We start from the raw sequence: 25377 nt of genomic DNA, 5'->3' as shown, positions 1-25377 counted from the left end.
CCCCGCACCGCCACAAGCTCCCCAGCCCTCATACAGCCAGCGAACTACCGAAAACCCGACACGACAAGACCCGGTAACAAAGCACTACTAGGGCGACACGCCCTGGGGCGTGTTCCGAAAGTCCCGCCTGCCCGCCGGGCGGACGACGCTCCTTTCGAAGCACGCCCCAGTCGGTCCCGGAGAGACGATTCTCCGCCACCGCTCCCTCCGAGGGCCCCCGGGAAACTCCGCCCGGGGGCCCTCGGCGTTCCCGTACGGTCGGCGCATGGACCGAGGAGACCTCACGGACATCAGGCCCTGCCGGGCCGCCGACGTGCCCCTGCTCGACCGCCACCTTCCCGCGCCCGGGGCGCCGACCCGGCACGCCGACCGCTTCGCCCGCCAGGAGACCGGCGCGGGCGCCTACCTCGTCGCCTGGCGCGACGGGGTGCCGGTCGGGCACGGACAGCTCCGCCGGGACGGCTGCGCGGCCCCCGAAGTACGGGCCGCCGTGGACGACTGCCCCGAGTTCAACGGCCTCCACGTACGGGCGGACCTGCGGGGCCTGGGCATCGGCACGGCCCTGATCCGGGCCGCCGAGGAGCGCTCCCTGGCACGGGGACACGCCTTCCTCGGGCTCGGCGTGGGGCACGACAACCCGCGCGCGGCGGCGCTGTACGCACGGCTCGGCTACACGCCCGTCGTGGAGTACACCGACCGCTGGAGCCGGACCGACGCGGCGGGACGCGTGCACGAGCACGCCGACCCCTGCACCTTCCTGGTCAGGAGACTGATGGCGCCGGACGGCTGAGCCGCCCGAGTGCCGCCCGGTGTCAGGAAAGCCCGTCGGCGGCCCCGGCGGCCCCGGCGGGCACATGCGGCCGCAGGACCTCCGCCACCGCCGCCGCGATCCTCGCGTGCCCCCGGTCGTCCGGGTGCAGCCCGTCCACCAGGTGCTCCGGGCCCAGCAGCGGCAGACCGGACAGCACGAGGAGGTGCCCGTCGCCCTCGGCGGCCAGATCGCGGGCCGCGCGCTCCATGGCCCCGCGCAGCCCCGCCAGGGTCGCGCCGAGGACGTTGGGACGGTCCTCGGCCTCCGGGCGCAGGACCGGTGAGACGACGAGCAGCGGGGTGTCCGGATGGCCCCGGCGGACCAGACCGACGAAGGCCCGCACCGTGGCGTACAGCCACTCGGCCGTCGCGGGCACCCGCGACCAGCAGTTGGTGCCGAAGGCGAGGGTGATCAGCCGGCCGGGGAGCCCGGCCAGCTGCTCGGCGAGCGCGAGTTCGCCGCGCGCCCCGCCCGCGTACCCCAGATTGACCGGGTCGAGGCCGAGGAGCCGCCCGGCCGTCGCGGGCCAGGAACGGGCCGGCCGGGTCGCCCACCAGCCCTCGGTGATCGAGTCGCCGTGGACGAGCCAGCGGGGCAGGACCGGAGCGGGCGACAGCTCCCCGCCGAGGGCCCGCAGACCCAGCGGGACGGGCGCCTGCCCCTCCGGGAGGTGGACGCTGAACACCCCGCCGCCCGGCGGCAGCGGCAGGGTGACGGTGGCCTCCGCCGCCGGGGCGGCACAGGTCTCGCCGACCAGCCGCGTACCGTGCCACAGGGCGAAGCAGTGACGCAGCCCGGCCAGCGGATCGGTCCGCTCGGGCACCGTCGCCCGGTAGCGCACCTGCACCGCGCGCGTGCCCGGCACGGCCGTGAACTCGATCCGCACCCCGATGGGCAGGGCGGCCCGCTCGGCGATGTCCCACGGCAGCCGTGCGAGGTCGGCGGGATCGGCGCGCACCGGCCGGTCCCCGTCCAGCCAGGCCGTACCGCGCAGGAAGCGTGCCGGGTCGAGCCAGTCCACGGGGGCCTCCGATCGCGGGGTCGTCAGGGGCTCGCAGCGTCGGTCATGGGCCATGAGGAGTCCATACGCGTGCGCGCCCCGGTTCACACCCCCGACGCGCCGACGCACACGCGGTGGGCGCGAGGTCTCCCCGGGGCCTCCGCCGCCCGCCGGAGAACTCCCCGGGCCCTCCGCCGGTCGCCCGGACGGCCCTCCGCCGCCGGACGGACGGTCCTCGGTCGCCGGACGGACGCCGGGCCCGTGTTCTACTTCCTGTGCGGCGCACGTGCCGCTCCCGACCGGTCGGCCACCGAGGCGCCGACGGCCCCCAGCAGAGAAGTGATCCACCCGTAGTGCGACTCAACGACCTCGACGAACGCATCGTCCACGCCCTCGCGGAGGACGCCCGCCGCAGCTACGCCGACATCGGCTCGCTCGTCGGCCTCTCGGCGCCCGCCGTGAAACGGCGCGTGGACCGGCTCCGCGCCGAGGGCGCCATCACCGGCTTCACCGTACGGGTGGACCCGGCGGCGCTCGGCTGGGAGACCGAGGGCTTCGTCGAGATCTACTGCCGCCACAACACCTCGCCCGACGACATCCGGCGCGGTCTGGAGCGGTACCCCGAGGTGGTGTCCGCGTCGACCGTCACCGGGGACGCGGACGCCGTCGTCCAGGTCTTCACCTCGGACATGCGCCACTTCGAGCGGGTCCTGGAGCGGATCGCGGGCGAGCCGTTCGTGGAGCGCACCAAGTCGGTCCTGGTGCTCTCCCCCCTGCTGAGGCGGTTCTCCTCGGGCTCGCCCGCCTGATCCCGCGCCCCGGCCCGGGGGAGGGCCGGGCCGGGCGGCGCGGGCAGTGGTCCCCGCACCACCCTCCGGCCGCCCGCCCCCGGGCGCGGTCCACCCGGCCGGGTGGCCGGCCGGCCGGGGCGGGGCCGTGAAGTCACCGGTGCCCGGCAGCGCCTTCCCGGAAGGGGCCGTGTCCCCGGACGGCGGCGACTCCGCGAACTCCTCCCCCGTGATCCAGCCGTAGCCCAGCCGGTCGCGCCTCCCGTCGCGTCCCTCCTCCACCGCGCGTCGGGGGACCCGTACGGCCCCGGGCGGAGCCGTACGCAACGAATCACCGCCACACCCGCCGATCGCGCAACGGTTCGGCGGTCGGTCCGCAACGCTGCCGCCTTGTCCCGGCGGAGTCCGGAACCGTACCGTTTCTGACGTCTCCCCCTACTCCGAACCCCCGAGGACCACGCATGTCCGCGCTGCGCACCGCCCTGCTCCAGAGCTCCGGCGAGCCCGGTGACGTGGCCGCCAACCTCAAGCTCCTCGACGAGGCCGCGGCCCGCGCCGCCGCCGCCGGAGCGGGCCTGCTGCTCGCCCCCGAGCTCTTCCTCACCGGGTACGCCATCGGCGCCGACGTAGGACGCCTCGCCGAGCCCGCCGACGGGCCCTCCGCCCGTGCCGTCGCCGCCGTCGCCGTGCGCCACGGCCTGGCCGTGGCCTACGGCTACCCGGAGCGGTCCACCGAGCGCCCCGGCGTCCTCCACAACGCGGCCCAGCTCATCGGCGCCGACGGCGAGCCGCTCGCGCACTACCGGAAGACCCATCTGTACGGCGACTTCGAGCACCACTGGTTCACGCCCGGCGACGAGGGCGTCGTCCAGGCCCGGCTCGGCGGGCTCACCGTCGGTCTGATGATCTGCTACGACGTCGAGTTCCCGGAGAACGTCCGGGCGCAGGCGCTGGCCGGGACCGACCTCCTCCTCGTCCCCACCGCGCTCATGCACCCCGCCGAGGTCGTCGCCGAGTCCGTCGTCCCGGTGCGCGCCTTCGAGAACCAGCTGTACATCGCGTACGCCAACCGGACCGGCCCCGAGGGCGAGTTCGAGTTCGTCGGCCTCTCCACCCTCGCCGCCCCCGACGGCACCGCCCGCGCCCGCGCGGGACGGGGCGAGGACCTGGTCCTCGGCGATGTCGACCCCGGCTTCCTCGCGGTGTCCCGGGCGGCCAACCCCTACCTCGCCGACCGGCGCCCCGGGCTCTACGGCCCCCTCGTCTGACCGGCCGCCCCGCCGCCCGTCTCCGCTCTTCCCCATCCGCGCAAGGAGTCCGTACCCCATGACGTCCACGGTGCCCACGACAGCCGTCCCGCACAGCGACGGCCAGCCGCCGATCACCATGTTCGGTCCGGACTTCCCGTACGCCTACGACGACTTCCTGGCCCACCCGGCCGGACTCGGGCAGATACCGGCCACCGGGCACGGCACCGAGGTCGCGGTCATCGGCGGCGGGCTCTCCGGCGTCATCGCCGCGTACGAGCTGATGAAGATGGGTCTGCGGCCCGTCGTCTACGAGGCCGACCAGATCGGCGGACGGCTGCGCACGGTCGGCTTCGAGGGCACCGCCACCGAGGGCCTCACCGCCGAGATGGGCGCCATGCGCTTCCCGCCCTCCTCGACCGCGCTCCAGCACTACATCGACCTGGTGGGCCTCGAGACCACGCCGTTCCCGAACCCGCTCGCCGAGGCGACCCCGTCGACCGTCGTCGACCTCAAGGGCGAGTCCCACTACGCCACCACCGTCGACGACCTGCCGCAGGTCTACCGCGATGTGATGAACGCCTGGAACGCCTGCCTCGAAGAGGGCGCCGACTTCTCCGACATGAACCGCGCCATGCGCGAGCGGGACGTCCCGCGCATCCGGGAGATCTGGTCGCGGCTCGTCGAGAAGCTCGACAACCAGACCTTCTACGGCTTCCTGTGCGACGCGGAGTCCTTCAAGTCCTTCCGGCACCGCGAGATCTTCGGCCAGGTCGGCTTCGGCACCGGCGGCTGGGACACCGACTTCCCCAACTCCATCCTGGAGATCCTCCGCGTCGTCTACACCGAGGCCGACGACCACCACCGCGGCATCGTCGGCGGCTCGCAGCAGCTGCCGCTGCGCCTCTGGGAGCGCGCCCCGGAGAAGATCGTGCACTGGGCGCAGGGCACGTCGCTCAGCTCCCTCCACGGGGGCGCCCCGCGGCCTGCCGTCACCCGGCTGAACCGCACGGCGGGCAACCGGATCACCGTCACGGACGCCTCCGGAGACATCCGCACCTACCCGGCGGCGGTCTTCACCGCCCAGTCCTGGATGCTGCTGTCCAAGATCGCCTGCGACGACTCGCTCTTCCCGATCGACCACTGGACGGCGATCGAACGCACCCACTACATGGAGTCGTCGAAGCTGTTCGTCCCGGTCGACCGGCCGTTCTGGCTGGACAAGGACGAGCGGACGGGCCGGGACGTCATGTCGATGACGCTCACCGACCGGATGACCCGCGGCACCTACCTCCTGGACGACGGCCCGGACAGGCCGGCCGTGATCTGCCTCTCGTACACCTGGTGCGACGACAGCCTGAAGTGGCTGCCGCTCTCGGCGAACGAGCGGATGGAGGTCATGCTGAAGTCGCTCGGCGAGATCTACCCGGACGTCGACATCCGCAAGCACGTCATCGGCAATCCGGTGACCGTGTCCTGGGAGAACGAGCCCTACTTCATGGGCGCCTTCAAGGCGAACCTGCCGGGGCACTACCGCTACCAGCGCCGTCTCTTCACCCACTTCATGCAGGACCGGCTGCCCGAGGACAAGCGGGGCATCTTCCTCGCGGGCGACGACATCTCCTGGACGGCGGGCTGGGCCGAGGGCGCGGTGCAGACGGCGCTCAACGCGGTGTGGGGCGTGATGCACCACTTCGGCGGCGGCACGGACGCGACCAACCCCGGTCCGGGCGACGTGTACGACGAGATCGCCCCGGTCGAGCTGCCGGAGGACTGAGCCGCCCCGACACGCCGCCCGGCGGGCGGCGCGGGCCGTCCGGTTCAGGGGCGGCTCAGGGGCGGCTCAGAGGGGTGAGCAGCATCCGTCCCACCAGGCCCACCGACCGGTCGAGCCGCTCGGTGAACTCCTCCGCGAGGCCGGGCAGGGCACGGAGCTGCCACAGCGAGCGGGCCGCGAGCCAGGCCCCGTCCCTGGCCCGGTCCAGGCTCCAGCAGCCGAGCAGATGGGTGAGCGGGTCCGCGACCTCCAGGAGGTCCGGGCCCGGCATCAGCTCCTCCCGGATGCGCTCCTCCAGGAGGACCAGCACGTCCCCGACCCGGTCGTACTCGTCCTCCAGATCGGCGGGCGCGCACTCCAGGTCGTGACAGGCGTCGACCACCGCGAGGGCCAGGTCGTGGCCGATGTGGGCGTTGATCCCGGCCAGCGCGAACTGGAGCGGCCGTACGCCGGGATGGCGGCGGAAGTGGAAGAGGGGCCGCCAGCAGGCGGGGGCGGGTGTGCCGTCCGCGACGGCGTCGACCGCCGCGAGATAGCGCCCGGCGAACCGTGTGCCGAGCGTGCCCGCGGCCCGCCGGTCGGGGAAGCCGCCCGCCTCGACGGCGTGCCCGATCTCCTCGGTCACGGTCAGATAGACCCGGTTGAAGACGGCGACGCCGTCGGCCGGGTGCCAGGCGGAGCGCAGCGCCCGCAGCCGGTCCAGGACCGGATCGACCGCGAGGAACGGACCGAGCGGCCGCCCGGCCGGTTCCGTCGCCGGGTCGTCGCGGTCGTCCCGGCCGTCCCGGCCGTCCCGGTCGCTCGGGCCGCTCGGCTCGCTCGGGCCTGCCGGTACGTGCCGCCGCCGCTGGGTCCGCTCCATGGGGGCAGGTTCCCAGCAGCCGGGCCCGGAGGGAACTCCCCGGGACCGGCTTACCCAGAACGGGCGAACCGCTCAGCCCTTCGTCGGGGTTCCGGTCCCGTCGTCCGGGGTGCCCTCGTACGAGCTGGTGCCGGAGTCGAGGAGCGGCTCCTGCTCCTTGAGGTGGGCGGGGGCAAAGGCCCGCAGCACGTGGTAGCCGGTGATGACGACGATCGTGCCGAGCGCGATGCCGCCCAGCTCGAAGGTGTCGGTGAAGGTCAGCTTCACGCCGCCGACGCCGATGATGATGCCCGCGGCGGCGGGGACCAGGTTGAGCGGGTTGCGGAGGTCGACCTTGGCGTTGATCCAGATCTGGGCGCCGAGCAGGCCGATCATGCCGTACAGGATCACGGTGATGCCGCCGAGGACACCGCCGGGGATCGCGGCGACGATCGCGCCGAACTTCGGGCAGAGGCCGAAGAGCAGCGCGAAACCGGCGGCGGCCCAGTAGGCGGCGGTCGAGTAGACCCGGGTGGCGGCCATGACGCCGATGTTCTCGGAGTACGTGGTGTTCGGCGGGCCGCCCACCGCGGTCGACAGCATCGAGGCGGCGCCGTCGGCGGCGATGGCCGTGCCGAGCTGGTCGTCCAGCGGCTTGCCGGTCATCTCGCCCACGGCCTTGACGTGCCCCGCGTTCTCCGCGATCAGGGCGATGACGACGGGCAGCGCGACCAGGATCGCCGACCACTCGAAGCTGGGGCCGTGGAACGACGGCAGACCGATCCAGTCGGCCTTGCCGACGCCCGACAGGTCCAGCCGCCAGTGGTCGGCGACCTGACCGGACGGGGACATCGAGTGGATCTTGCCGAAGACGAGGTCGAAGACCCAGGAGATGCCGTAGCCGAAGAGCAGACCGAGGAAGATCGCGATCCGGGACCAGAAGCCCCGCAGACACACCACGGCCAGACCGGTGAACAGCATCACCAGGAGCGCCGTCCACTGGTCCTGCGGCCAGTAGGTGGAGGCGGTGACCGGCGCCAGGTTGAAGCCGATCAGCATGACCACGGCGCCCGTCACCACCGGCGGCATCGCCGCGTGGATGATCCGCGCCCCGAACCTGCGGACCGCGAGCCCGGCGAGGAAGAGCACCGCGCCGACCACGAGCACCGCGCCGGTCACGGTGGCGCTGCTGCCGCCCGAGGCACGGATCGCGGCGGCGACCCCGACGAAGGAGAGCGAGCAGCCCAGGTACGAGGGGACCGTCCCGCGCGTGGCGAGCAGGAAGATCACGGTCGCCACGCCCGACATCATGATCGCCAGGTTCGGGTCCAGGCCCATGAGGACCGGAGCCACGAACGACGCCCCGAACATGGCGACCACGTGCTGGGCTCCGAGACCGGCCGTACGGGGCCAGGAGAGCCGCTCGTCCGGGCGGACGACGGCGCCGGGAGCGGGTGTTCGCCCGTCGCCGTGCAGGGTCCAGCGCACGCCGAGGTTCATGAGGTCGCTCCCGTTCTCCGGTTCCGGCGGCCGTGTCGTGACCGCAAAAGATCAGCCACATGGTATGCGCCATCGGGACCCCGGACGTGCGGGCGCCGCCCGGGGCGCCGGACCTATCCGACGGGCCCCGGGGCCTTCTCCGCGGCGGAGGGCTTCGAGGCGGCCCTGCGGCCCTCCGTCCTGAGCACCCCCGCGCCCAGGACGAGCCCCAGCGAGAGCAGGGTGACCAGGCCGAACGAGAAGACCAGGGAGGTCGCGTTCGCGATGCCGCCGATCGCCGAGGGGGCGATGAGACCGGAGGTGTACGTGATGGTGGCGACACCCGCGATGGCCTGGCTGGGGTTCGGGCCGCTGCGCCCGGCGGCGGCGAAGGCGAGCGGGACGACGACCGCGACGCCGAGCCCGATCAGACCGAAACCGGCCATGGCGACGGCGGCGTGCGGGGCGACGACGACCATGACCCCGCCGAGGGTGGCGGCGGCGCCCCCGACCCGTACCGTGCGGACCGCGCCGAAGCGGTCCACGACCCGGTCGCCGGCGAGCCGGGCGACGGCCATCATCAGCGCGAAGGCGGTGGTGGAGGCGGCGGCGAGACCGGCGGAGCCGCCCAGCTCGTCACGGAGGTAGACGGCCGACCAGTCCAGGCTGGCGCCCTCCGCGAAGACCGCGCAGAAGCCGACCGCGCCGATGACCAGCGCGGACTTCGGCGGCAGCGAGAAGCGCGGCGGCGCCTCCTCCTCCGGGGTGCTGCGGACGTCGAGCACGCCCTGGCAGAAGAGGAGCCCGAGGGCGGTCAGGACGAGGGCGGCGATCAGATGGTGGATCCGGGCGTCGCCGCCGAGGTGCGCGGCGACCGTGCCCGCCGCGGAGCCGATGAGGGCGCCCACGCTCCACATGCCGTGCAGGCTGGACATGATGGACCGGCCGAGCCGGTTCTCGGTCTCGACGCCCAGCGCGTTCATCGCCACGTCGGACATCCCGGCGGTGGCGCCGTACACGAAGAGCGCGCCGCAGAGCCCCCAGATGTTGGGCGAGAGCGAGGGCAGGATCAGGGCGAGCGTCCAGAGCGCGAGCAGTCCGCGCAGCGCCGGGCGGGCGCCGAAGCGGTGCGAGACGGACCCGGCGAGCGGCATGGCGACGGAGGCGCCGAGGGCGGGGAAGGCGAGTGCCAGCCCGAGCTGTCCGGCGCTGACCCCCGCGTGCTCCTGGATCCAGGGGATGCGGGTGGCGAAACTGCCGGTGACCGCGCCGTGGACGCAGAAGACGGCGGCGACGGCGAAGCGCGCCCGCCGCAGACGTTCGGTGCTGGTGACGTTCTGCGCCGCCATGGGCCCTCCCTCGGGTCGTGGTGGCCGGTAAACTATCAGGAACCCTGCCTGATAAATAGCTCGCGGACGACACCGACGACCGGGAAGCTTCTGAGAGGATCGCCGCATGGCAGCATCCCCGAGCACGGCACGAGCCATCAACGACCGGTTCGCCCTGCGACTGCTCCAGGACGAAGGCCCGTTGACGGCCACTCAGCTCAAGACCCTCACCGGTCTCTCCCGTCCCACCGTCGCCGATCTCGTCGAACGGCTCCGGGGCTCCGGGCTCGTCCATGTCGTGGGGGAGTCCGGAGCCGAGCGCCGGGGCCCCAACGCCAAGCTGTACGGACTCGTCGCCGACCGCGCGCACCTCGCCGCCCTCGACGTCCGTACCCGCTCGGTCACCGTCACCGTCACCGATCTGCTCGGCTCCGCCCTCGCCGAGGCGTCCGTGCCCGTCGGCGACGACCACGGCACCGGACCGGCCGTCGAGAAGGCGGTCACCCTGCTGCAGCGGGCCGTCGCGGAGGCGGGCGCCGACCGGCTGCACAGCGTGGCCGTCGGCGCTCCCGGGCTCATCGACCCGGCCAGCGGCGAGCTCCGCGACTCCTCAGGACTGCCCGCCTGGCACCGCAGGCTCGTCGGCGTCCTCCAGGAGCGGCTCCCGGCCCGGGTCCTCGTCGAGAACGAGACCAATCTCGCCGCCGTCGCGGAACTGCGCGAGGGCGCGGCCCGTGGCCGGGAGGACTTCGTGCTGCTCTGGCTCGGCCAGGGCGTCGGCGCCGCCGTCGTCCTCGACGGGCGGCTGCGCCGGGGGGCCTCGGGCGGCGCGGGCGAGATCGGTTTCCTGCCGGTCCCCGGCACCTCCGGGCTGCCCTCGGCGACCGGCTGCGACGGCGGCTTCCACGAGCTGGCCTGCACGGCGGCCGTCGCGGCCCTTGCCGCCTCCCACGGGCTCGATCCGGCCACCGCGCTCGGCTCGGGCCACGGCCCCTTCCTGGACGCCCTCGCCCGCCGTCTGGCCGTCGGGGCGGCGGCGGTCGTCTCCGTGCTCGACCCCGGCTGTCTGGTCCTCGCGGGGGAGACCGGCCACGCGGGCGGCCCGGAGCTGGCCGCCCGCGTGGAGGCGGAGCTGGCCGCCCTCTCCCCGCTCCGTACGCAGGTCCGCGCGACGACCCTGGGCGACGCGGCGGTCCTCAGGGGCGCCCTGCTGAGGGCCAGGGACGCGGCCCAGGAGGAACTGTTCCCGTAGGGGCCGCCCCGACGGGGGCTCGACGCGCGCATGGGCGGGGGCCCTGACGGGAGTGTCCCCCGGGGAGCCGTCCCCGACGGGGTCGTCCCCGGCGGGAAGGGCGCCCTCGCACGGCGGGAGCCGTACGGGGCCGCCCCTCCGGGACCCCCGGGAAACACCACCGCGCCGCGCCCCGGACAGGGGAGCGCGGCGCGGTGGGCTTCCGGCGGGGGCAAGGGCCGTGTGTCCCCGCCGGAGTCCTACGGGTGGTGCGTCATGAGCGTGCTAGTGGGTGGGCCTCAGCAGGGGCCGAGGTCCTTCCAGACGCCCCAGGCGCCGGTCGTGCCCGGCTCCTCGTTCTGGGTCCACCACTGGGCCTTGTACTTGCGGCCCTTGTGGGAGACCTCGACGCCCGCGTTGTAGACCGAGCCGGCCACGTACGCCGTCGTCCCGGTGCAGCCCGTGGGCGGGGTCGTCGGAGGGGTGGTGGGGGGAGTGGTCGGCGGGGTCGTGGGCGGGGTCGTCGGAGGCGTGGTCGGCGGGGTCGTCGGCGGGGTCGTGGAGCCGGGCTCCACCACCGTCGTACCGCGCGCCAGATCACCGGCGAGGGCGTACGTCGTGCCGCTGATGTTCACCGTCCAGTTGGACGGGGTGGTCACCGGCAGGTAGTAGTTGAACGCCAGGTCGATCGTCGCGCCCGGGGCCAGCGACTGCCAGGCCGGGAGCTTCAGGGAGACGCGGTGGAAGTCGCCCTTCAGGCCGCCCACGTTGCCGCCGGTGTGGTCGCTGCTGATGACCTTCGTGCCGAAGCCCGACTGGTCGGAGGCGTTGGCCGGGGCCGAGGTCCCGTAGTCGAACTGGAACTCCGTGCCGCCCGGGAGCGCCGTCGCCGTGTTGTTGGTGATCTTGATCTTCGGGGTGATCGGGTAGTTCGAGTCGCCCAGCTTGAACTCGGTGAACTGGGTGTCGATCTTCACGGCCTGGGTCGGCAGCGCCTTGTTCGACTTCTTGGCGCCGTACGGCGTGGCCGCCTTGAACTTGTCGTACATCAGCGAGGTGAGCGTCGAGCCCATCTCGTACTGGCCCTTGGCGGCGTTCCAGGCGTAGTCACCGGCCATCTCCCAGACCATGGTGCCGCCGATGCCCTTGCTGACCACGTAGTCGGCCTTGGCGGCCACCGACTGCTCGTCCTCGGTGGAGAGGAAGACCTTCTTCTGCGCGTTCCACAGCCACGGGGCGACCAGGGTCGCGTCGTACTTGCGGGCGTAGGTGCCGGTCAGGGTGGTGTTCGCCGGGAAGCCGTACTGCGTGACGTAGTCGCCGACGATCCCCTTCTCCAGGTTCTTGGCGTGCCACATCGGGTTGGAGCCCGCGGGGGACTCCTTGCCGGCGGTGTCCTTGTCGTGCCACAGGTTGTCGATGCCGACGGCACCGTCACCGCACTTGGTCAGGCCCGCTCCGGCCGGGCAGGTGGCCGCGCTGGCCTTGCCCCAGAGGCCGTCGGTGCCGCCCTGCACGTTCTTGTGGCCGCGGGTGTAGTAGGGCAGGCCGATGTTGATGCGGCCGGCCGGCATGGAGCCGCGGAAGTAGTGGTAGGCCCAGTCGGTGTTGAGGTACCCGATGTTGCCGTACTGCGCCGAGCCGTAGACGTTGGCGGCGGCGAGTTCGCCGTCCTTGCCGTCGTCGAAGAGGGAGGCGTTGGGGCCGACGTACTCGTTCCAGGCGCCGTGCAGGTCGTAGGACATGATGTTGACGTAGTCCAGGTACTTCTGCATCTGGAACGTCTCCATGCCCCGCAGCAGGTAGCCGGAGGAGGGGGCGGCGACGGTCAGCAGGTAGTGCTTGCCGTCGGCGGCGCCGGCCGTGTCCAGCTTCTCGCGCAGGGACTTCATGAGGGCCGCGTAGCCCTGCACGAGTCCGGCGCGGCGCGCGTTGGCGAGCTGCCAGTCGAGCGGGTTGCCCGCGTCCCTCATGGTCGTCGGGTACTCGTAGTCGATGTCGACGCCGTTGAACCCGTACTTCCGGATGAAGTCGACGGCCGAGGTGGCGAAGGTGTTGATCCCGGCCTGGTTGACCGAGCCGTCGGCGTTGGTGGCCATCGAGTAGAAGCCGCCGGAGTTGACCCGGTCGCCGTTGTCCGCGAAGTAGCCGCCGGTCTCGGCCCAGCCGCCGACGGAGATCAGCGTCTTCACGTCCGGGTACTGCTTCTTGAACTTGTTGAGCAGGTTGAAATGGCCCTTGTAGGGGAGTGCGGGGTCCATCTCGGCGCCCACGACACCGGGCCAGGTCATCCCGGTGGCGGCGTTGTTCGGGCCGTCCGTGCCCACGGACAGCTTGTTGTCACCGCCGACGTGGGCGAAGGCGTAGTTGATGTGGGTGATCTTCTGCCACGGGATGTCCTTGGCGAGGTACGCGGGCTCGCCGTTCTTCCCGGTGCGCCAGCCCGTGAAGTAGCCGATGACGCGGCGCTGGTGGTCGGCGCCCATCTTCTCGCGGCCCTCGGTGTCGTACACCGAGCAGTACGGGACGTCGACGCCCGGGGTCTTGTAGAGCCCGTCGGGGCGACAGGACTCGTTGTCGGCGGCGTACGAGACGCCGCCGGAGAGGGAGCTGAGCAGCAGCCCGGCGACGGCCGCGCCGGACGCGAGCAGCGAGGCTCTTTTCGCGGTGGGGGACAACACGATCGGGTCCTCCTGGAGTGGGGGTTCCCCCGCGCCTCGCGGCGTGGGAGGAGTTCAGGACAACGAGCAAGGGGGTGGGTCGTGTTGGGCCCGTGGAGTGCGCACGCCGTCGGACCGGTACCTCGGAGGTGACACGGACATTAAGAGGACTAGACCAGTGCGTCAATAGGTCTGTACCAACAGAGAATTCTGTGAGAGCGTGTGAGCCAGCCCACAGGCTCGGGGCCGTATCGCCCCTTGTGGGACGTGGCACACTGGCCCTGTATCAGCAGCAGCGCACTCCGGGGTCGGTGTAATTCCGAACCGGCGGTTATAGTCCGCGACCCGTCCGCAGCCAGCGGCCGGTTGACCAGGTGAGATTCCTGGACCGACGGTGAAAGTCCGGATGGGAGGCAGTGCGCGGCGGGTGACCCCTCTCTTCGGGGCGCATCGGCCGTACGTCCGCTGGTCGCCGTGTCGTACCCGACCCGGCGTACCCGTGCGACGCGGCCTCGGCGCACCCGTACGAAGGAGTCGTTCCCGCTCTCTGTCGTCATCGACAGGCCCCGGAGTCCGTGCCCGAAGAGGCAGGAGGACCCGGTGGCACGGCAGACCGACACCACCGCCATGCGACGCGCCGTCGAACTCGCCGCCCGCGGTCTCGGCGCCACCAGCCCCAACCCGGTCGTCGGCTGTGTCGTCACCGACGCCTCCGGCCACCCTGCCGGCGAAGGCTTCCACCAGCGCGCGGGCGGCCCCCACGCCGAGGTCCACGCCCTGCGCGAGGCCGGTGTCCTCGCCCGGGGCGGCACCGCCTATGTCACCCTCGAACCCTGCGACCACACCGGCCGCACCGGCCCCTGCACCCAGGCCCTGATCGAGGCCGGGATCAGCCGGGTCGTGTACGCGGTCGGCGACCCGGACCCGCGGGCCACCGGCGGCGCCGGCACCCTGCGCGCGGCGGGCGTGACCGTGGAACACGGACTCCTGGAGGCCGAGGCCGAAGCGGTCAACACCGCCTGGCTCACCTCCGTCCGCAAGGGCCGCCCCTTCGTCCGCTGGAAGTACGCCGCCACCCTCGACGGCCGGACCGCCGCCGCCGACGGCACCTCCCGCTGGATCAGCTCCGCCGGGTCCCGCGCCGACGTCCACCGGCTCCGCGCCGAGTCCGACGCCGTCGTCGTCGGCTCCGGCACCGCCCGCGCCGACGACCCCCACCTGGCCGTCCGCGGCGTCGAAGGGGCCGTACAGCCGCTCCGTGTCGTCGTCGACACCGAGGCGAAGGCCGTACGCCCCGGCGCCCGGGTCCTCGACGACGCCGCGCCCACCCTGATCGCGGTCGCCGAGGACGCCGACACCGACCTCCCCGACGTCCTCCGCCTCCCCAGGGCCGGACGCGGGCTGTCCGTCCCCGCCCTCCTGGACGCCCTCCACGCGCGCGGCGTCCGCTCCGTCCTCCTCGAAGGCGGCCCCACCCTCGCGGGCGCCTTCGTCGCCGCGGGCGCCGTCGACCAGGTCGTCGGCTACCTCGCCCCGGTCCTCCTCGGCGCGGGCCCCGCCGCCCTCGCCGACGCCGGAATCGGCACCCTCGCGCAGGCGTTGCGGCTCGACGTCACCGAGACCGTCCGGATCGGCCCCGACCTCCGCGTCACCGCCACCCCGCAGTCCACCGCCACCCCCAAGGGAGCCTGACCGTGTTCACCGGAATCGTCGAAGAACTGGGCGAGGTCGTCGCCGTCGAGCAGCTCACGGACGCCTCCCGCTTCCGGCTGCGCGGCCCCCTGGTCACGGAGGGCGCCCGGCACGGCGACTCCATCGCCGTCAACGGCGTCTGCCTCACCGTCGTCGAGTGCGGCGACGGCACCTTCACCGCCGACGTCATGGCCGAGACCCTCAAGCGGTCCTCCCTCGGCGCCCTGGAGACCGGCTCCCGCGTCAACCTCGAACGGCCCATGGCCGTCGGCGGACGGCTCGGCGGCCACATCGTCCAGGGCCATGTGGACGGCACCGGCACGATCCTGGAGCGGACCCCCTCCGAGCACTGGGAACTCGTCCGGGTCGGGCTGCCCGCGCACCTCTCCCGGTACGTCGTCGAGAAGGGCTCGATCACCGTCGACGGCGTCAGCCTCACCGTCGTCGAGGTCACCGACGACTGGTTCACCATCAGCCTCATCCCCACCACCCTCGACCTGACCACCCTCGGCATCAAGCGGCCCGGCGACCCCGTCAACCTCGAAGTGGACGTCATCGCCAAGTACGTCGAGCGGCTGCTCGGCCCGAACGCCCGGGAGGACGTGAAGTGAACTGGCTCAACTCCGAGGCGTTCACCGTCCTCGACCAGCGCATCCTGTGGTCCGACATGATCGGCAACACGATCGGTCTGATCGCCCTCGCCCTCGGCTGGCGCCGCTCCATCCTCACCTGGCCCGCCCAGCTGCTCTCCGGCCTGATCCTCGTCGGCGCCTACTCCTCCGCCCACCTCTCCGGCGGCGTCGGCAAGCAGCTCCTCGTCATCGGCGTCGCCGCCTGGGGCTGGTGGCAGTGGAACCGGGGCAGGCAGCATGCCCAGGACGGCTCCATCGCGGTCCGCTTCGCCAGCTGGAAGGAGCGCGGGCTGCTCGTCGGCGGCGCCGTCCTCGGCACCCTCGCCGTCGGTGGCCTCTTCACCCTCTACCCGTCGCTCTCCTGGAGCCCCTGGGCCGACGCGTACATCTTCGTCGGCACCCTCGTCGCGATGATCGCCCAGGCCCGCGGCCTGGTCGAGTTCTGGTTCGCCTGGCTCCTCGTCGACCTCGTCGGCGTCCCGCTCGCCTTCCACAGCGGTCTCGCCTTCTCCGGTCTGGTCTACGTCATCTACTTCGCCCTGGTCCTCTGGGGCATGCGCGACTGGTGGCTCAGGACGCGCACCCCCGCTCTGAAGGGAGCCCACGCATGAGCGCCAGCCCCTCCCGCGCCCCCGAAGGCCGGCAGTCCTCCGGGACCGCCCTCTGGGACGTCACCGACCTCGCCCTCGACCCCGTCGAACAGGCCGTCCGCGACATCGCCGCCGGACGCCCGGTCGTCGTCGTCGACGACGAGGACCGCGAGAACGAGGGCGACCTCGTCATCGCCGCCGAGATGGCCACCCCCGAGGTCGTCGCCTTCATGATGAGCGAGTGCCGCGGCCTGATCTGCGCCCCCATGGAGACGGAGGAGCTGGACCGCCTCCAGCTCCCGCAGATGGTCGACCGGAACACCGAGTCGATGCGCACGGCCTTCACCGTCTCCGTCGACGCGTCCCCCGCGCACGGCGTCACCACCGGCATCTCCGCCGCCGACCGCGCCACCACCCTGCGGATGCTGGCGAGCGGCCGCCACGAACCGTCCGACTTCGTCCGCCCCGGCCACGTCTTCCCGCTGCGCGCCAGGCCCGGCGGCGTCCTCGCCCGCAACGGGCACACCGAGGCCGCCGTCGACCTCGCCCGGCTCGCGGGCCTCCGCCCGGCCGGCGCGATCGTCGAGATCGCGGGCGAGGACGGCGTCATGCTCCGCCTCCCCGAACTGGTCCCCTTCGCCCGCAAGCACGGCCTCACGATCATCTCCATCGAGGACCTGATCGCCTACCGCCGCTCCGCCGAACCCACCGTCCGCCGCGAGGCCGAGGTCAGCCTGCCCACCGCGCACGGCGACTTCACCGCCTACGGCTACCGCTCCACCGTGGACGGCGTCGAACACGTCGCCCTCGTCCACGGCGAGATCGGCGACGGCGAGGACGTCCTGGTCCGCCTCCACTCCGAGTGCCTCACCGGTGACGTCTTCCACTCGCTGCGCTGCGACTGCGGCCCCCAGCTGCACGCCTCCCTCGACCGCGTCACCGAGGCGGGCCGCGGAGTCGTCGTCTACCTCCGGGGCCACGAGGGCCGGGGCATCGGCCTGCTGTCCAAGCTGCGCGCGTACGAGCTCCAGGAACGCGGCCGGGACACCCTCGACGCCAACCTGGAACTGGGACTGCCCGCCGACGCCCGCGACTACGCGGCGGGCGCCCGCATCCTCACCGACCTCGGCGTCCGCAGCCTCCGGCTGATGACCAACAACCCCGACAAGATCGACGCGCTCACCCGGCACGGCCTGACCGTCGAGGGCCGCGAGCCCATGCCGGTCACGGCCGGTGAGCACAACGTCCGGTACCTCACCACCAAGCGGGACCGGATGGGCCACGACCTGCCCTGGCTGGACGGCACGCCTGCCGCCGGCTGCGGCAACCAGTAACCGAAGCACGTCACCGACAAGGAGAGACATGAGCGGCAAGGGCGCACCCGTCCTCAGCGTGAAGAACTGCGGCGACCTCCGGGTCGCCGTCATCGCGGCCCAGTGGCACGAGAAGGTCATGGACGGCCTGGTCGACGGCGCCCTGCGGGCCCTGAGCGAACTCGGCATCGACGAGCCCACCCTGCTCCGCGTCCCCGGCAGCTTCGAACTCCCGGTCGTGGCCAAGGTCCTCGCCGGGCGCGGCTACGATGCCGTCGTGGCGCTCGGTGTGGTCATCAGGGGCGGAACACCGCACTTCGAGTACGTGTGCCAGGGCGTCACCCAGGGCCTCACCCAGGTCTCGGTCGACACCGGCGTACCCGTCGGATTCGGCGTCCTCACCGTCGACACCGAGGAGCAGGCCCTCGACCGGGCCGGGCTCGAAGGCTCCTCCGAGGACAAGGGCCACGAGGCCGTCACCGCCGCCGTCGCGACCGCCACCATCCTCCGTACGGTCAGCGAACCCTGGCGCTGACACGCGACCCCCACCCCGTACCCTAGGACCATCATGGCGAACAAAACCTTCGAAGAGCTCTTCGCGGAGCTCAAGCTCAAGGCCGAGACCGGCGACCCGGCTACCTCCCGCACCGCGGAACTGGTGGACAAGGGCGTCCATGCCATCGGCAAGAAGGTCGTCGAAGAGGCCGCCGAGGTCTGGATGGCCGCCGAGTACGAGGGCAAGGAAGCCGCCGCCGAGGAGATCTCGCAGCTGCTGTACCACGTCCAGGTGATGATGGTCGCCCGCGGGATCTCGCTCGACGACGTCTACGCCCACCTCTGAGCACGCGTTCCCCGACTCCACCCTCCCGTCCCACCGTCCCAGGCAAAGGAAGCTCACCCCATGCTGCGCATCGCCGTTCCCAACAAGGGTTCCCTCTCCGGACCTGCGTCGGCAATGCTCCATGAGGCCGGCTACCGCCAGCGCAAGGAGTCCAAGGAACTGGTGGTCATCGACCCCGGCAACGAGGTCGAGTTCTTCTACCTGCGCCCCAAGGACATCGCGATCTACGTCGCCTCCGGGAAGCTGGACATCGGCATCACCGGCCGTGACCTGCTCCTGGACTCCGGCGCCAGCGCCGAGGAGATCCTCGCGCTGAACTTCGGCCGCTCCACCTTCCGTTACGCCACGCGGCCCGGCACCGCGAGCGGCCCCCAGGACTTCGGCGGCATGACGATCGCCACCTCCTACGAGGGCATCGTCGCCAAGCACCTCGCCGACCAGGGCATCGACGCCTCCGTCGTGCACCTCGACGGCGCCGTCGAGACCGCGATCCAGCTGGGCGTCGCCCAGGTCATCGCGGACGTCGTCGAGACCGGCACCAGCCTGCGCAACGCGGGCCTCGAGGTCATCGGGGACCCGATCCTCACCTCCGAGGCGGTCGTCGTCCGCCGTCAGGGCGCCGACGCCGACCACCCGCAGGCGCAGCAGTTCCTCCGCCGCCTCCAGGGCGTCCTCGTCGCCCGCTCGTACGTGATGATGGACTACGACTGCCGGGCCGAGCACCTGGAGCAGGCCGTCGCCCTCACCCCGGGCCTGGAGTCGCCGACCGTCTCCCCGCTGCACAACGAGGGCTGGGTCGCCGTCCGCGCGATGGTCCCCGCCAAGGAGTCGCAGCGGATCATGGACGACCTGTACGAGATCGGCGCCCGCGCCATCCTCACCACCGCCATCCACGCCTGCCGTCTCTGACGGCACGGCTCGCACGCCCCGAGGCCCCGAGGAAACCCTGATGTCCCAGCCGTCCGCGCCCGCCCTGCCGGTCACCTTCCGTCCCGGGCGCACCCGGGCGATCCTGCTGACGATGGCGACCGTGATGTTCGTCGTGATCACCGCCGTGGCACTGATGCTGGACCGCCTCGGGCCGGGGGAGCGCGTCAGCTTCGTCTTCACCGCTGCGATGCTCGCCGGGGTCCTGGTGCTGCTCAGCCGCCCCAAGGTCGTCGCCGACACCGAGGGCGTCACGGTCGTCAACATCACCCGGACCCGGCGACTCGCCTGGGCGGAGATCCTCAAGGTCAATCTGCGCCCCGGCGACCCGTGGGTCTTCCTCGACCTCAGCGACGGCACCAGCCTCCCGGCGCTCGGCATCCAGCCGGGGATCGCCAAGGAGTCGGCGATCCGCGACGCCCGCGCCCTGCGGGCCCTGGCGGACACCCACGGGACGGGCGTGGCCGCGGCCTGACGGTCCGGCCGGGTCCCGGGACCCCTCGGGGGAGGCACGTCCTCCCCGTACGGGACGACCCCGGTCCGTCCCCCGTCCGGGGCCGACCCTCTGCCCCTCGGGGCCTTCGCGTGACTACTCTGGAGGCGGTGGTGCCGAGCGCACCACCGCCTCGCGTGTGCAGGGCCGCGGTCGCGGCCCGCGGGGCCGCCCTTCTACCCGAGGAGTGACTCCCTCCAGCAATGGACGGATCGTCCGGTAGTACCCGCGCCGCCCCCTCCCAGGAGGCGGCGGCATGATCGTCTCTCTTCTGCCGCTCGTCGCGGCCCTCGTCCTCGTCCTCGCCAACGGCTTCTTCGTGGCCGCCGAGTTCGGTCTCGTGACCGTGGAGCGCGCCGAGGCCGAGCGCGCCGCGGCCACCGGTGACCGGCGCGCCCGCACCGTCGTCACCGCCCTGCGCGAGCTGTCCTTCCAGCTCTCCGGCACCCAGCTCGGCATCACGATCACCTCCCTCGTCGTCGGCATGCTCGCCGAGCCCGCGCTCGCCGGACTGCTGCGCGGACCGCTCACCGCCACCGGACTGCCCGGGGGCGTCGTCTCCTGGACCGCGGTGGTGACCGGGATGCTGCTCGCCGCCGCCGTCCAGATGGTGGTCGGGGAGCTGGTGCCCAAGAACTGGGCGGTCTCCCGGCCGCTCCAGGTGGCCCGCTTCGTCGCCACCCCGCAGCGCTGTTTCTCCGCCGTCTTCCGGCCGGTGATCTCCCTGCTCAACCGGGTCGCGAACCGGCTGGTCCGGCTCCTGGGCGTCGAGCCCACCGAGGAGCTGGACTCGGTCCGCACCCCCGGCGAGCTGGTCTCCCTGGCCCGGCACTCGGCGCGGGCCGGTGCCCTCGAACAGGACACCGCCGACCTCTTCGTACGGACCCTGTCCCTCGGCGGTCTCACCGCGGAGCAGCTCATGACCCCGCGGGTGAAGGTCAGTGCCCTCCAGTGGGACGCCACCGCCGCCGACGTCCTCAACCTCACCCGGGCCACCGGCCTCTCGCGCTTCCCGGTCTACCGGGACCGCATCGACGAGATCGTCGGCATGGTCCACCTCAAGGACGCGCTCGCCGTCACCCCGCACGCCCGGCTGCGGACCCCCGTCGGCCGGATCGCCGTCCCCCCGCTCCTGGTCCCCGAATCGCTGCCCGCCCAGGCCCTCCTGGAGCGGCTGCGCAGGGAGCAGCCCATCGCGGTCGTCGTCGACGAGTACGGCGGCACGGCCGGGGTCGTCACCCTGGAGGACATCGTCGAGGAACTCGTCGGCGAGGTCCGTGACGAGCACGACACCCCGGCCGACGGGCGGCCCGAGCTGGCCGCCGCACCCGCCGAGGACGGCCGGCCCGCCTGGGACGCCGACGGCTCCTGCCGGGTCCACGCCCTGCGCCGGATAGGTCTCGACGTGCCCGAAGGACCGTACGAGACCGTCGCCGGGCTCGTCGCCGATCTCCTCGGGCGCATCCCCGCCCCCGGTGACCGTGCCGAACTCCCCGGCTGGCGGCTCTCGGTGCGGCAGGTCGACCGCTACCGGGCCGAGCGCGTCCGGATCGTCCGGACGGGCCCGGCACCCGGCCGGGAGACCGGCGGGGCCGCGCTCCGGGTCCCGGTGGCGGCGGAGGCGGTCCGATGAGCACCCTTCCCCTGCTGTTCGCCGTCCTCCTGGTACTGGCCAACGGCTTCTTCGTCGGGGCCGAGTTCGCGCTCGTCTCCGTCCGCCGCAGCCAGATCGAGCCGCTCGGCGGCGCCCGTGCCCAGCAGGTCCTGTACGGCCTGGAGAACCTGCCGAGGATGATGGCGGCCGCGCAGTTCGGCATCACCGTCTGCTCGCTGACGCTCGGCGCGGTCGCCGAGCCGTCCGTCGCCCGTCTCCTCGAACCGGTCTTCCACGCGGTCGGGGTCCCGGACGCGCTGATCCACCCGCTCGGCTATGTCGTCGCCCTCGCCGCCGTCGTCTTCCTGCATCTCGTCATCGGCGAGATGGTCCCGAAGAACCTGGCGATGGCCGCGCCCGAGCGGACCGCGCTCTGGCTCGCCCCCGGTCTGGTCGGCTTCGCCCGGCTCTGCCGGCCCGTGACGACCGGGCTGGGCGCCTGCGCCCGGCTGGTCCTGCGGGCGTTCGGGGTGGAGCCGAAGGACGAGGTGGAGGCGGTCTTCACCAGTGTCCAGCTGGGCAGGCTCGTCGAGGACGCCGGTCAGGCCGGACTGCTCGACCCGGCCGAGCAGGAGCGTCTGGAGGACGTCCTCGAACTGGGGACGCGCCCGGTGACGGAGGTCCTCATCACCTCCGCTTCGCTGGTCACGGTCCCGCCGACGGTCACCCCCCGGGAGATCGAGGAGCTGACCGTTCGCACCGGGTACTCGCGCTTCCCGGTACGGGCCGAGGCCCGGGGCACCTTCATGGGCTTCGTGCACGTGAAGGACGTCCTCGACCTGGAGGAGCGGGAGCGGGCGGTGCCCCAGCGGCTGTGGCGGCCGATGGCGACGGTCCGCGCCGAACTGCCCCTCGACGACGCCCTCACCGTGATGCGCCGGGCCGCGACCCATCTGGCGCAGGTGGCGGACGGCGCGGGCCGGATCCTCGGCCTGGTCGCCCTGGAGGACGTCCTGGAGAAACTGGTGGGCGAGGTCCGCGATCCGGCCCACCGGCTCCTCCCGGACCGGGTGCCCGCCCCGTAGGGAACCGTGGGCCCGGAGCACCTCCGGGCCCACGGCCCTTCGGACACCGCCCGCCGTGCGCGGGCCGTCAGTAGCCCGGCGGTTCCTGCTGGGGACCCCGGTCGACCGGGCCCCGGCCGGAGAGGACCTCGCCGTACGCCTGCATGAGGTCGGCGAGCCGCAGGGTCGCCAGATCGTCCCGGGTGGGCGTGTGCGGATAGCCGGAGAGCCGCAGGTCACGGTAGGCACAGGACTTCTCGTACAGGGTGCGCAGGAAGCGCCCGTTGCCCAGCTCGTCGATCCAGCCCTGCTCGACGACGTGTGCGCTGATGGAGCGCAGCTCGTCGCGGGCCTCGTCGTCCCAGCCGTCCCCGTTGGCCGCCGCGAGGACCTCGCCGATCGCGGTGAGTTCCAGCGGCCGGTACGAGGGGAAGTCGACGCGGGTGGTGAACCGGGAGGAGAGACCGGGGTTGGCGCCGAGGAGGCGGTCCATGCCCTCGGGATATCCGGCCAGGATCACCACCAGGTGGTCGCGGTTGTCCTCGGCCCGTTTGAGCAGGACCTGGAGCGCCTCGTCGCCGTAGGCGTCGCCCTTGCTGTAGCCGGTGTTGGAGAGCGCGTACGCCTCGTCGACGAAGAGGACCCCGCCCACCGCCGAGTCGATCAGCTCGTTCGCCTTCACCGCCGTCTGGCCGAGGAACTCGCCCACCAGATCGGCCCGTTGGGCCTCCACGAGATGGTCGCCGCCGAGCAGCCCGAGGGCGTAGAACACCCGGCCGAGGATGCGGGCGACCGTGGTCTTGCCGGTGCCGGAGGGCCCGGAGAAGACGAAGTGACGTTTGGGAGGCTGGACCGGCAGGCCCTGTCCGGCCCGCAGCCGTGCCATCTCCAGCTGCGCCGACAATGCTTTGACCTGCCGTTTCACCGGCTCCATCCCCACCATGCCCTCCAGCTCGGCGAGCGCCTCGGCGAGCAGGGCGGGATCGGTGGGCCCGGCCGGGAAGCGCGGGGGAGCGGGCTGCGAGGGTAGGGGGCCCTTCCGCCGGGCGGTCTCGGGCGGGGTGGCGGCGGGTGCCGGGGGCACCGGTTCGGGCGCGAAGCGCAGCCCGTCCCCGAGGGGGCCGCCGGTGTCGGGCTCGGTGCCCGGGGCGACCTCCCCCGCGTCCTGCCCCAGCCCCCCGCCGACGGTGCCCAGGGCGACCGTGGCGAGCCCGGTCGGGTCGTCCAGGCCGTCGTACCCCTCGAAGCCGTCGTACTCCGCGATGGCCGCGAGCCGGGCGGCGGTGTCCATGAACGTCGGGTCGATCCGGTGCACGGCCCGGTAGAGGGGGAGCGCGGCGGCGCTGCGTCCGGTGCCCTCGTGGGCGCGGGCGAGCCAGTAGCGCAGCTCCTTGCGCTGGGGCTGCTCGCTGCGGCACCGCATCAGGGAGGTGGAGAGCAGCGGCTCGGCCTGCCCGTACATCTCCAGGCGGACCCGGGCCATCCCGCCGAAGAGGCCCGCCTCGATGCCGAGGAGCGGGTCGTCGACGAGGGTCTCGGTGTGCCGGACGAGCTGGTCCCAGTCCTTGACGAGATAGGCGCGGCAGGCGTGCAGGAAACGTACCTGGGGGTCGGTGTCGACCGGGGGGAGCCCGGCGAGGGCGCGGTCCAGCTCGGGTACGTGACGGCCGTCGAGCCAGTGGGAGGCGTGCGCGAGCAGCAGGTCGCGCGGGCTCTCCAGGACCGGCTGCACCCACCAGCCGAGCCAGTACCAGGAGTTCAGGGGGCGCCGGTACCGGGTCCGCTGCTCGCCGAAGCGCTCGCGGTTGCGGTACATGCGCAGCAGCGCGGTCGTGGTGTCGACCCTCAGGGCGTGCAGCCCGAGCCAGGCGTCCGCCATTCCGGGGTCGACGCGTACCGCCGTCCGGAACTCGTCCTCTGCCTGCGGGTAGGCGCCCATCGTGTAGGCGTCGACGCCGCGCAGCCAGGCGAGTTCGGCGGGGGCCTGCGCGCCCTGCGTGCCGATGTCCATCGGGTCCCCCACAACCGTCTTCGCATGGACGGGATTTGACCGCACCTGGGGGCATCGTACCTGCGCAGGGTGCGTGTGATTAAGGAGAAGCGCATGATCCGGAAGTGGTGACCCTGGGTGAGCGGCAGGGGTCACGGAGGAGCCGGGTGAGGGTTCCCGGGGCAGAACGAAGCCCCCGATCACGGGGGAACAACCGGGGGCTTCGCGTCCGCGGCGGCTTCGGAAAGCCGCACATTCAGAACGTAAGACCTGTACGCCCCTTGGGTCAAGCAGAGTTGAGGCACTTGCGGAAGCGGATGAGGTGACCCTCAGTTCACGGACATGAAGCCGTCACGGTGGGTGATGATCTGGTCCGCGACCGCTGTCACGGAGGGCCCACTGAGCCATTCGTAACCCTTCTGACACTCGCGTACCAGGGTGTCGGCGAAGGGACGGGAGGGGTCCTGGGCGAAATGGCGAGTCTCCGCCACGGTCCATCCGTCCCAGAACGCGGCCTGCTCCGGACCGTCCCGCCGACGCCCCCGCCCCCAGGACTCCTCCGCCCCGCGCTCCATCCACAGCAGCCACGCCAGGAACGGGCGCACCTCCCTCCGGCCCGCTCCGACCCCCTCGACAAGGACCACCGGAGCGGGCGGCAGCGGCCGGGGCTCGCCGAAGCGCCGCAGCCGCCAGTCGTACGGACGGAAGGAGGCGGCCCCGCCGCGGGTGAAGGGCTCGACGACCTGCTCCCGGAGCCCGCCGGTCCAGCCGAACGGCTCCTCGTGCGTGGCGAGGTCGTCGAGGTGGAGCACGGGGGCGTCGCCGAGTGCCGCGGAGAGACGGGTGGCGAGGGTGGACTTGCCGGAGCCCGCGTGGCCGTCGACCGCGACCAGCCGGACCGGTCCGCAGGAGGGCGGCAGCCGGAGCAGCGCCTGTGCCGCGCGGTCGAGGTCGTTCATGGACCCAGGGTAGGGGAGCGGGGGACCGCCGCGGGCCGACGAGGTAGCACCGTCATCGGCCGAGTGCCTCATCGGTGCGGCGACGCGGGGCGAGGTGCTGGCGGAGGCCCGCCGGGAGCC

General features: G+C 72.8%; 22 protein-coding genes and 1 riboswitch. Of the genes, 15 read left to right on the top strand and 7 right to left on the bottom strand.

What is annotated here, in order from left to right:
* Positions 1-265: 265 nt before the first annotated feature.
* Positions 266-790, top strand: a complete 525-nt coding sequence (locus ACIRQY_RS33870) for a GNAT family N-acetyltransferase (RefSeq protein WP_403932186.1) — start codon at positions 266-268, stop codon at positions 788-790.
* Positions 791-812: 22 nt separating this feature from the next.
* On the opposite strand, the gene ACIRQY_RS33865 is transcribed toward ACIRQY_RS33870, so the two are convergent.
* On the bottom strand, positions 813-1886 hold the full coding sequence (locus ACIRQY_RS33865) for a GDSL-type esterase/lipase family protein (protein WP_403932184.1): 1074 nt from the start codon (positions 1884-1886) through the stop codon (positions 813-815).
* A 278-nt stretch (positions 1887-2164) separates the two neighbouring features.
* On the opposite strand from ACIRQY_RS33865, the gene ACIRQY_RS33860 reads away from it, so the two are divergent.
* The 3 genes from ACIRQY_RS33860 (at position 2165) to ACIRQY_RS33850 (ending at position 5623) form a co-directional block, all read left to right on the top strand.
* Positions 2165-2620, top strand: a complete 456-nt coding sequence (locus ACIRQY_RS33860; RefSeq protein WP_351787626.1) for an Lrp/AsnC family transcriptional regulator — start codon at positions 2165-2167, stop codon at positions 2618-2620.
* Positions 2621-3060: 440 nt separating this feature from the next.
* Positions 3061-3867 carry a carbon-nitrogen hydrolase family protein gene (locus ACIRQY_RS33855; RefSeq protein ID WP_403932182.1) on the top strand — a complete coding sequence of 269 codons (807 nt, stop codon included), beginning with the start codon at positions 3061-3063 and terminating at the stop codon, positions 3865-3867.
* 58 nt (positions 3868-3925) lie between these two features.
* A complete protein-coding gene (locus ACIRQY_RS33850; protein WP_403932180.1) occupies positions 3926-5623 on the top strand; it encodes a flavin monoamine oxidase family protein in 1698 nt (565 codons plus the stop codon).
* Between the two features lie 55 nt (positions 5624-5678).
* On the opposite strand, the gene ACIRQY_RS33845 is transcribed toward ACIRQY_RS33850, so the two are convergent.
* From ACIRQY_RS33845 to ACIRQY_RS33835, 3 genes are all read right to left on the bottom strand, one after another.
* Positions 5679-6485: a DUF5995 family protein gene (locus ACIRQY_RS33845; protein WP_403932177.1), complete on the bottom strand. Its 807-nt coding sequence runs from the start codon at positions 6483-6485 to the stop codon at positions 5679-5681.
* A 72-nt stretch (positions 6486-6557) separates the two neighbouring features.
* The gene (locus ACIRQY_RS33840; protein ID WP_403932175.1) at positions 6558-7964 is read right to left on the bottom strand and encodes a uracil-xanthine permease family protein; all 1407 of its coding nucleotides are present in this window, start codon (positions 7962-7964) and stop codon (positions 6558-6560) included.
* A gap of 113 nt (positions 7965-8077) precedes the next feature.
* Positions 8078-9292, bottom strand: coding sequence for an MFS transporter (locus tag ACIRQY_RS33835; RefSeq protein ID WP_403932172.1), 1215 nt, complete (start codon positions 9290-9292; stop codon positions 8078-8080).
* Between the two features lie 106 nt (positions 9293-9398).
* On the opposite strand from ACIRQY_RS33835, the gene ACIRQY_RS33830 reads away from it, so the two are divergent.
* Positions 9399-10523: an ROK family transcriptional regulator gene (locus ACIRQY_RS33830; protein ID WP_403932169.1), complete on the top strand. Its 1125-nt coding sequence runs from the start codon at positions 9399-9401 to the stop codon at positions 10521-10523.
* 278 nt (positions 10524-10801) lie between these two features.
* Here ACIRQY_RS33830 and ACIRQY_RS33825 read toward each other — a convergent pair whose 3' ends face one another.
* Positions 10802-13183, bottom strand: a complete 2382-nt coding sequence (locus ACIRQY_RS33825; RefSeq protein WP_403932166.1) for a chitinase C-terminal domain-containing protein — start codon at positions 13181-13183, stop codon at positions 10802-10804.
* Between the two features lie 272 nt (positions 13184-13455).
* Positions 13456-13586: riboswitch (FMN riboswitch) on the top strand.
* 203 nt (positions 13587-13789) lie between these two features.
* Between ACIRQY_RS33825 and ribD the strand changes: the two genes are divergently transcribed.
* From ribD to ACIRQY_RS33775, 10 genes are all read left to right on the top strand, one after another.
* Positions 13790-14854, top strand: a complete 1065-nt coding sequence (ribD, locus tag ACIRQY_RS33820; RefSeq protein ID WP_403932189.1) for a bifunctional diaminohydroxyphosphoribosylaminopyrimidine deaminase/5-amino-6-(5-phosphoribosylamino)uracil reductase RibD — start codon at positions 13790-13792, stop codon at positions 14852-14854.
* A 2-nt stretch (positions 14855-14856) separates the two neighbouring features.
* Positions 14857-15465: a riboflavin synthase gene (locus ACIRQY_RS33815; RefSeq protein ID WP_351787652.1), complete on the top strand. Its 609-nt coding sequence runs from the start codon at positions 14857-14859 to the stop codon at positions 15463-15465.
* A 56-nt stretch (positions 15466-15521) separates the two neighbouring features.
* A complete protein-coding gene (locus tag ACIRQY_RS33810) occupies positions 15522-16097 on the top strand; it encodes a nicotinamide mononucleotide transporter family protein (protein ID WP_351787710.1) in 576 nt (191 codons plus the stop codon).
* On the top strand, positions 16094-17410 hold the full coding sequence (locus ACIRQY_RS33805; protein ID WP_403932163.1) for a bifunctional 3,4-dihydroxy-2-butanone-4-phosphate synthase/GTP cyclohydrolase II: 1317 nt from the start codon (positions 16094-16096) through the stop codon (positions 17408-17410). Before ACIRQY_RS33810 ends, ACIRQY_RS33805 begins: the two co-directional genes overlap by 4 nt.
* Positions 17411-17438: 28 nt before the next feature.
* Complete coding sequence (ribH, locus tag ACIRQY_RS33800) at positions 17439-17924, top strand: 6,7-dimethyl-8-ribityllumazine synthase (RefSeq protein WP_351787657.1); 486 nt, start codon at positions 17439-17441, stop codon at positions 17922-17924.
* 33 nt (positions 17925-17957) lie between these two features.
* A complete protein-coding gene (locus tag ACIRQY_RS33795) occupies positions 17958-18230 on the top strand; it encodes a phosphoribosyl-ATP diphosphatase (protein WP_030551960.1) in 273 nt (90 codons plus the stop codon).
* A 60-nt stretch (positions 18231-18290) separates the two neighbouring features.
* Complete coding sequence (gene hisG, locus ACIRQY_RS33790) at positions 18291-19139, top strand: ATP phosphoribosyltransferase (protein ID WP_351787660.1); 849 nt, start codon at positions 18291-18293, stop codon at positions 19137-19139.
* A gap of 40 nt (positions 19140-19179) precedes the next feature.
* Complete coding sequence (locus tag ACIRQY_RS33785) at positions 19180-19632, top strand: PH domain-containing protein (protein WP_403932159.1); 453 nt, start codon at positions 19180-19182, stop codon at positions 19630-19632.
* A 274-nt stretch (positions 19633-19906) separates the two neighbouring features.
* Entirely contained in the window at positions 19907-21283 is a 1377-nt protein-coding gene (locus ACIRQY_RS33780) for a hemolysin family protein (RefSeq protein ID WP_403932156.1), read from the top strand.
* Entirely contained in the window at positions 21280-22329 is a 1050-nt protein-coding gene (locus ACIRQY_RS33775; RefSeq protein WP_403932153.1) for a hemolysin family protein, read from the top strand. The genes ACIRQY_RS33780 and ACIRQY_RS33775 overlap by 4 nt, the downstream gene beginning before the upstream one ends.
* A 67-nt stretch (positions 22330-22396) precedes the next feature.
* On the opposite strand, the gene ACIRQY_RS33770 is transcribed toward ACIRQY_RS33775, so the two are convergent.
* Positions 22397-24319, bottom strand: coding sequence for an AAA family ATPase (locus tag ACIRQY_RS33770; RefSeq protein ID WP_403932150.1), 1923 nt, complete (start codon positions 24317-24319; stop codon positions 22397-22399).
* Between the two features lie 308 nt (positions 24320-24627).
* Positions 24628-25257 carry a uridine kinase gene (locus ACIRQY_RS33765; RefSeq protein WP_403932148.1) on the bottom strand — a complete coding sequence of 210 codons (630 nt, stop codon included), beginning with the start codon at positions 25255-25257 and terminating at the stop codon, positions 24628-24630.
* Positions 25258-25377 lie beyond the last annotated feature (120 nt).

The organism is Streptomyces sp. NPDC101490, assembly GCF_044767145.1.
Taxonomy (GTDB): Bacteria; Actinomycetota; Actinomycetes; order Streptomycetales; family Streptomycetaceae; genus Streptomyces.
Note: the sequence above shows the minus strand (reverse complement) of the source record. Positions and strands in the feature narration are given on the sequence as shown.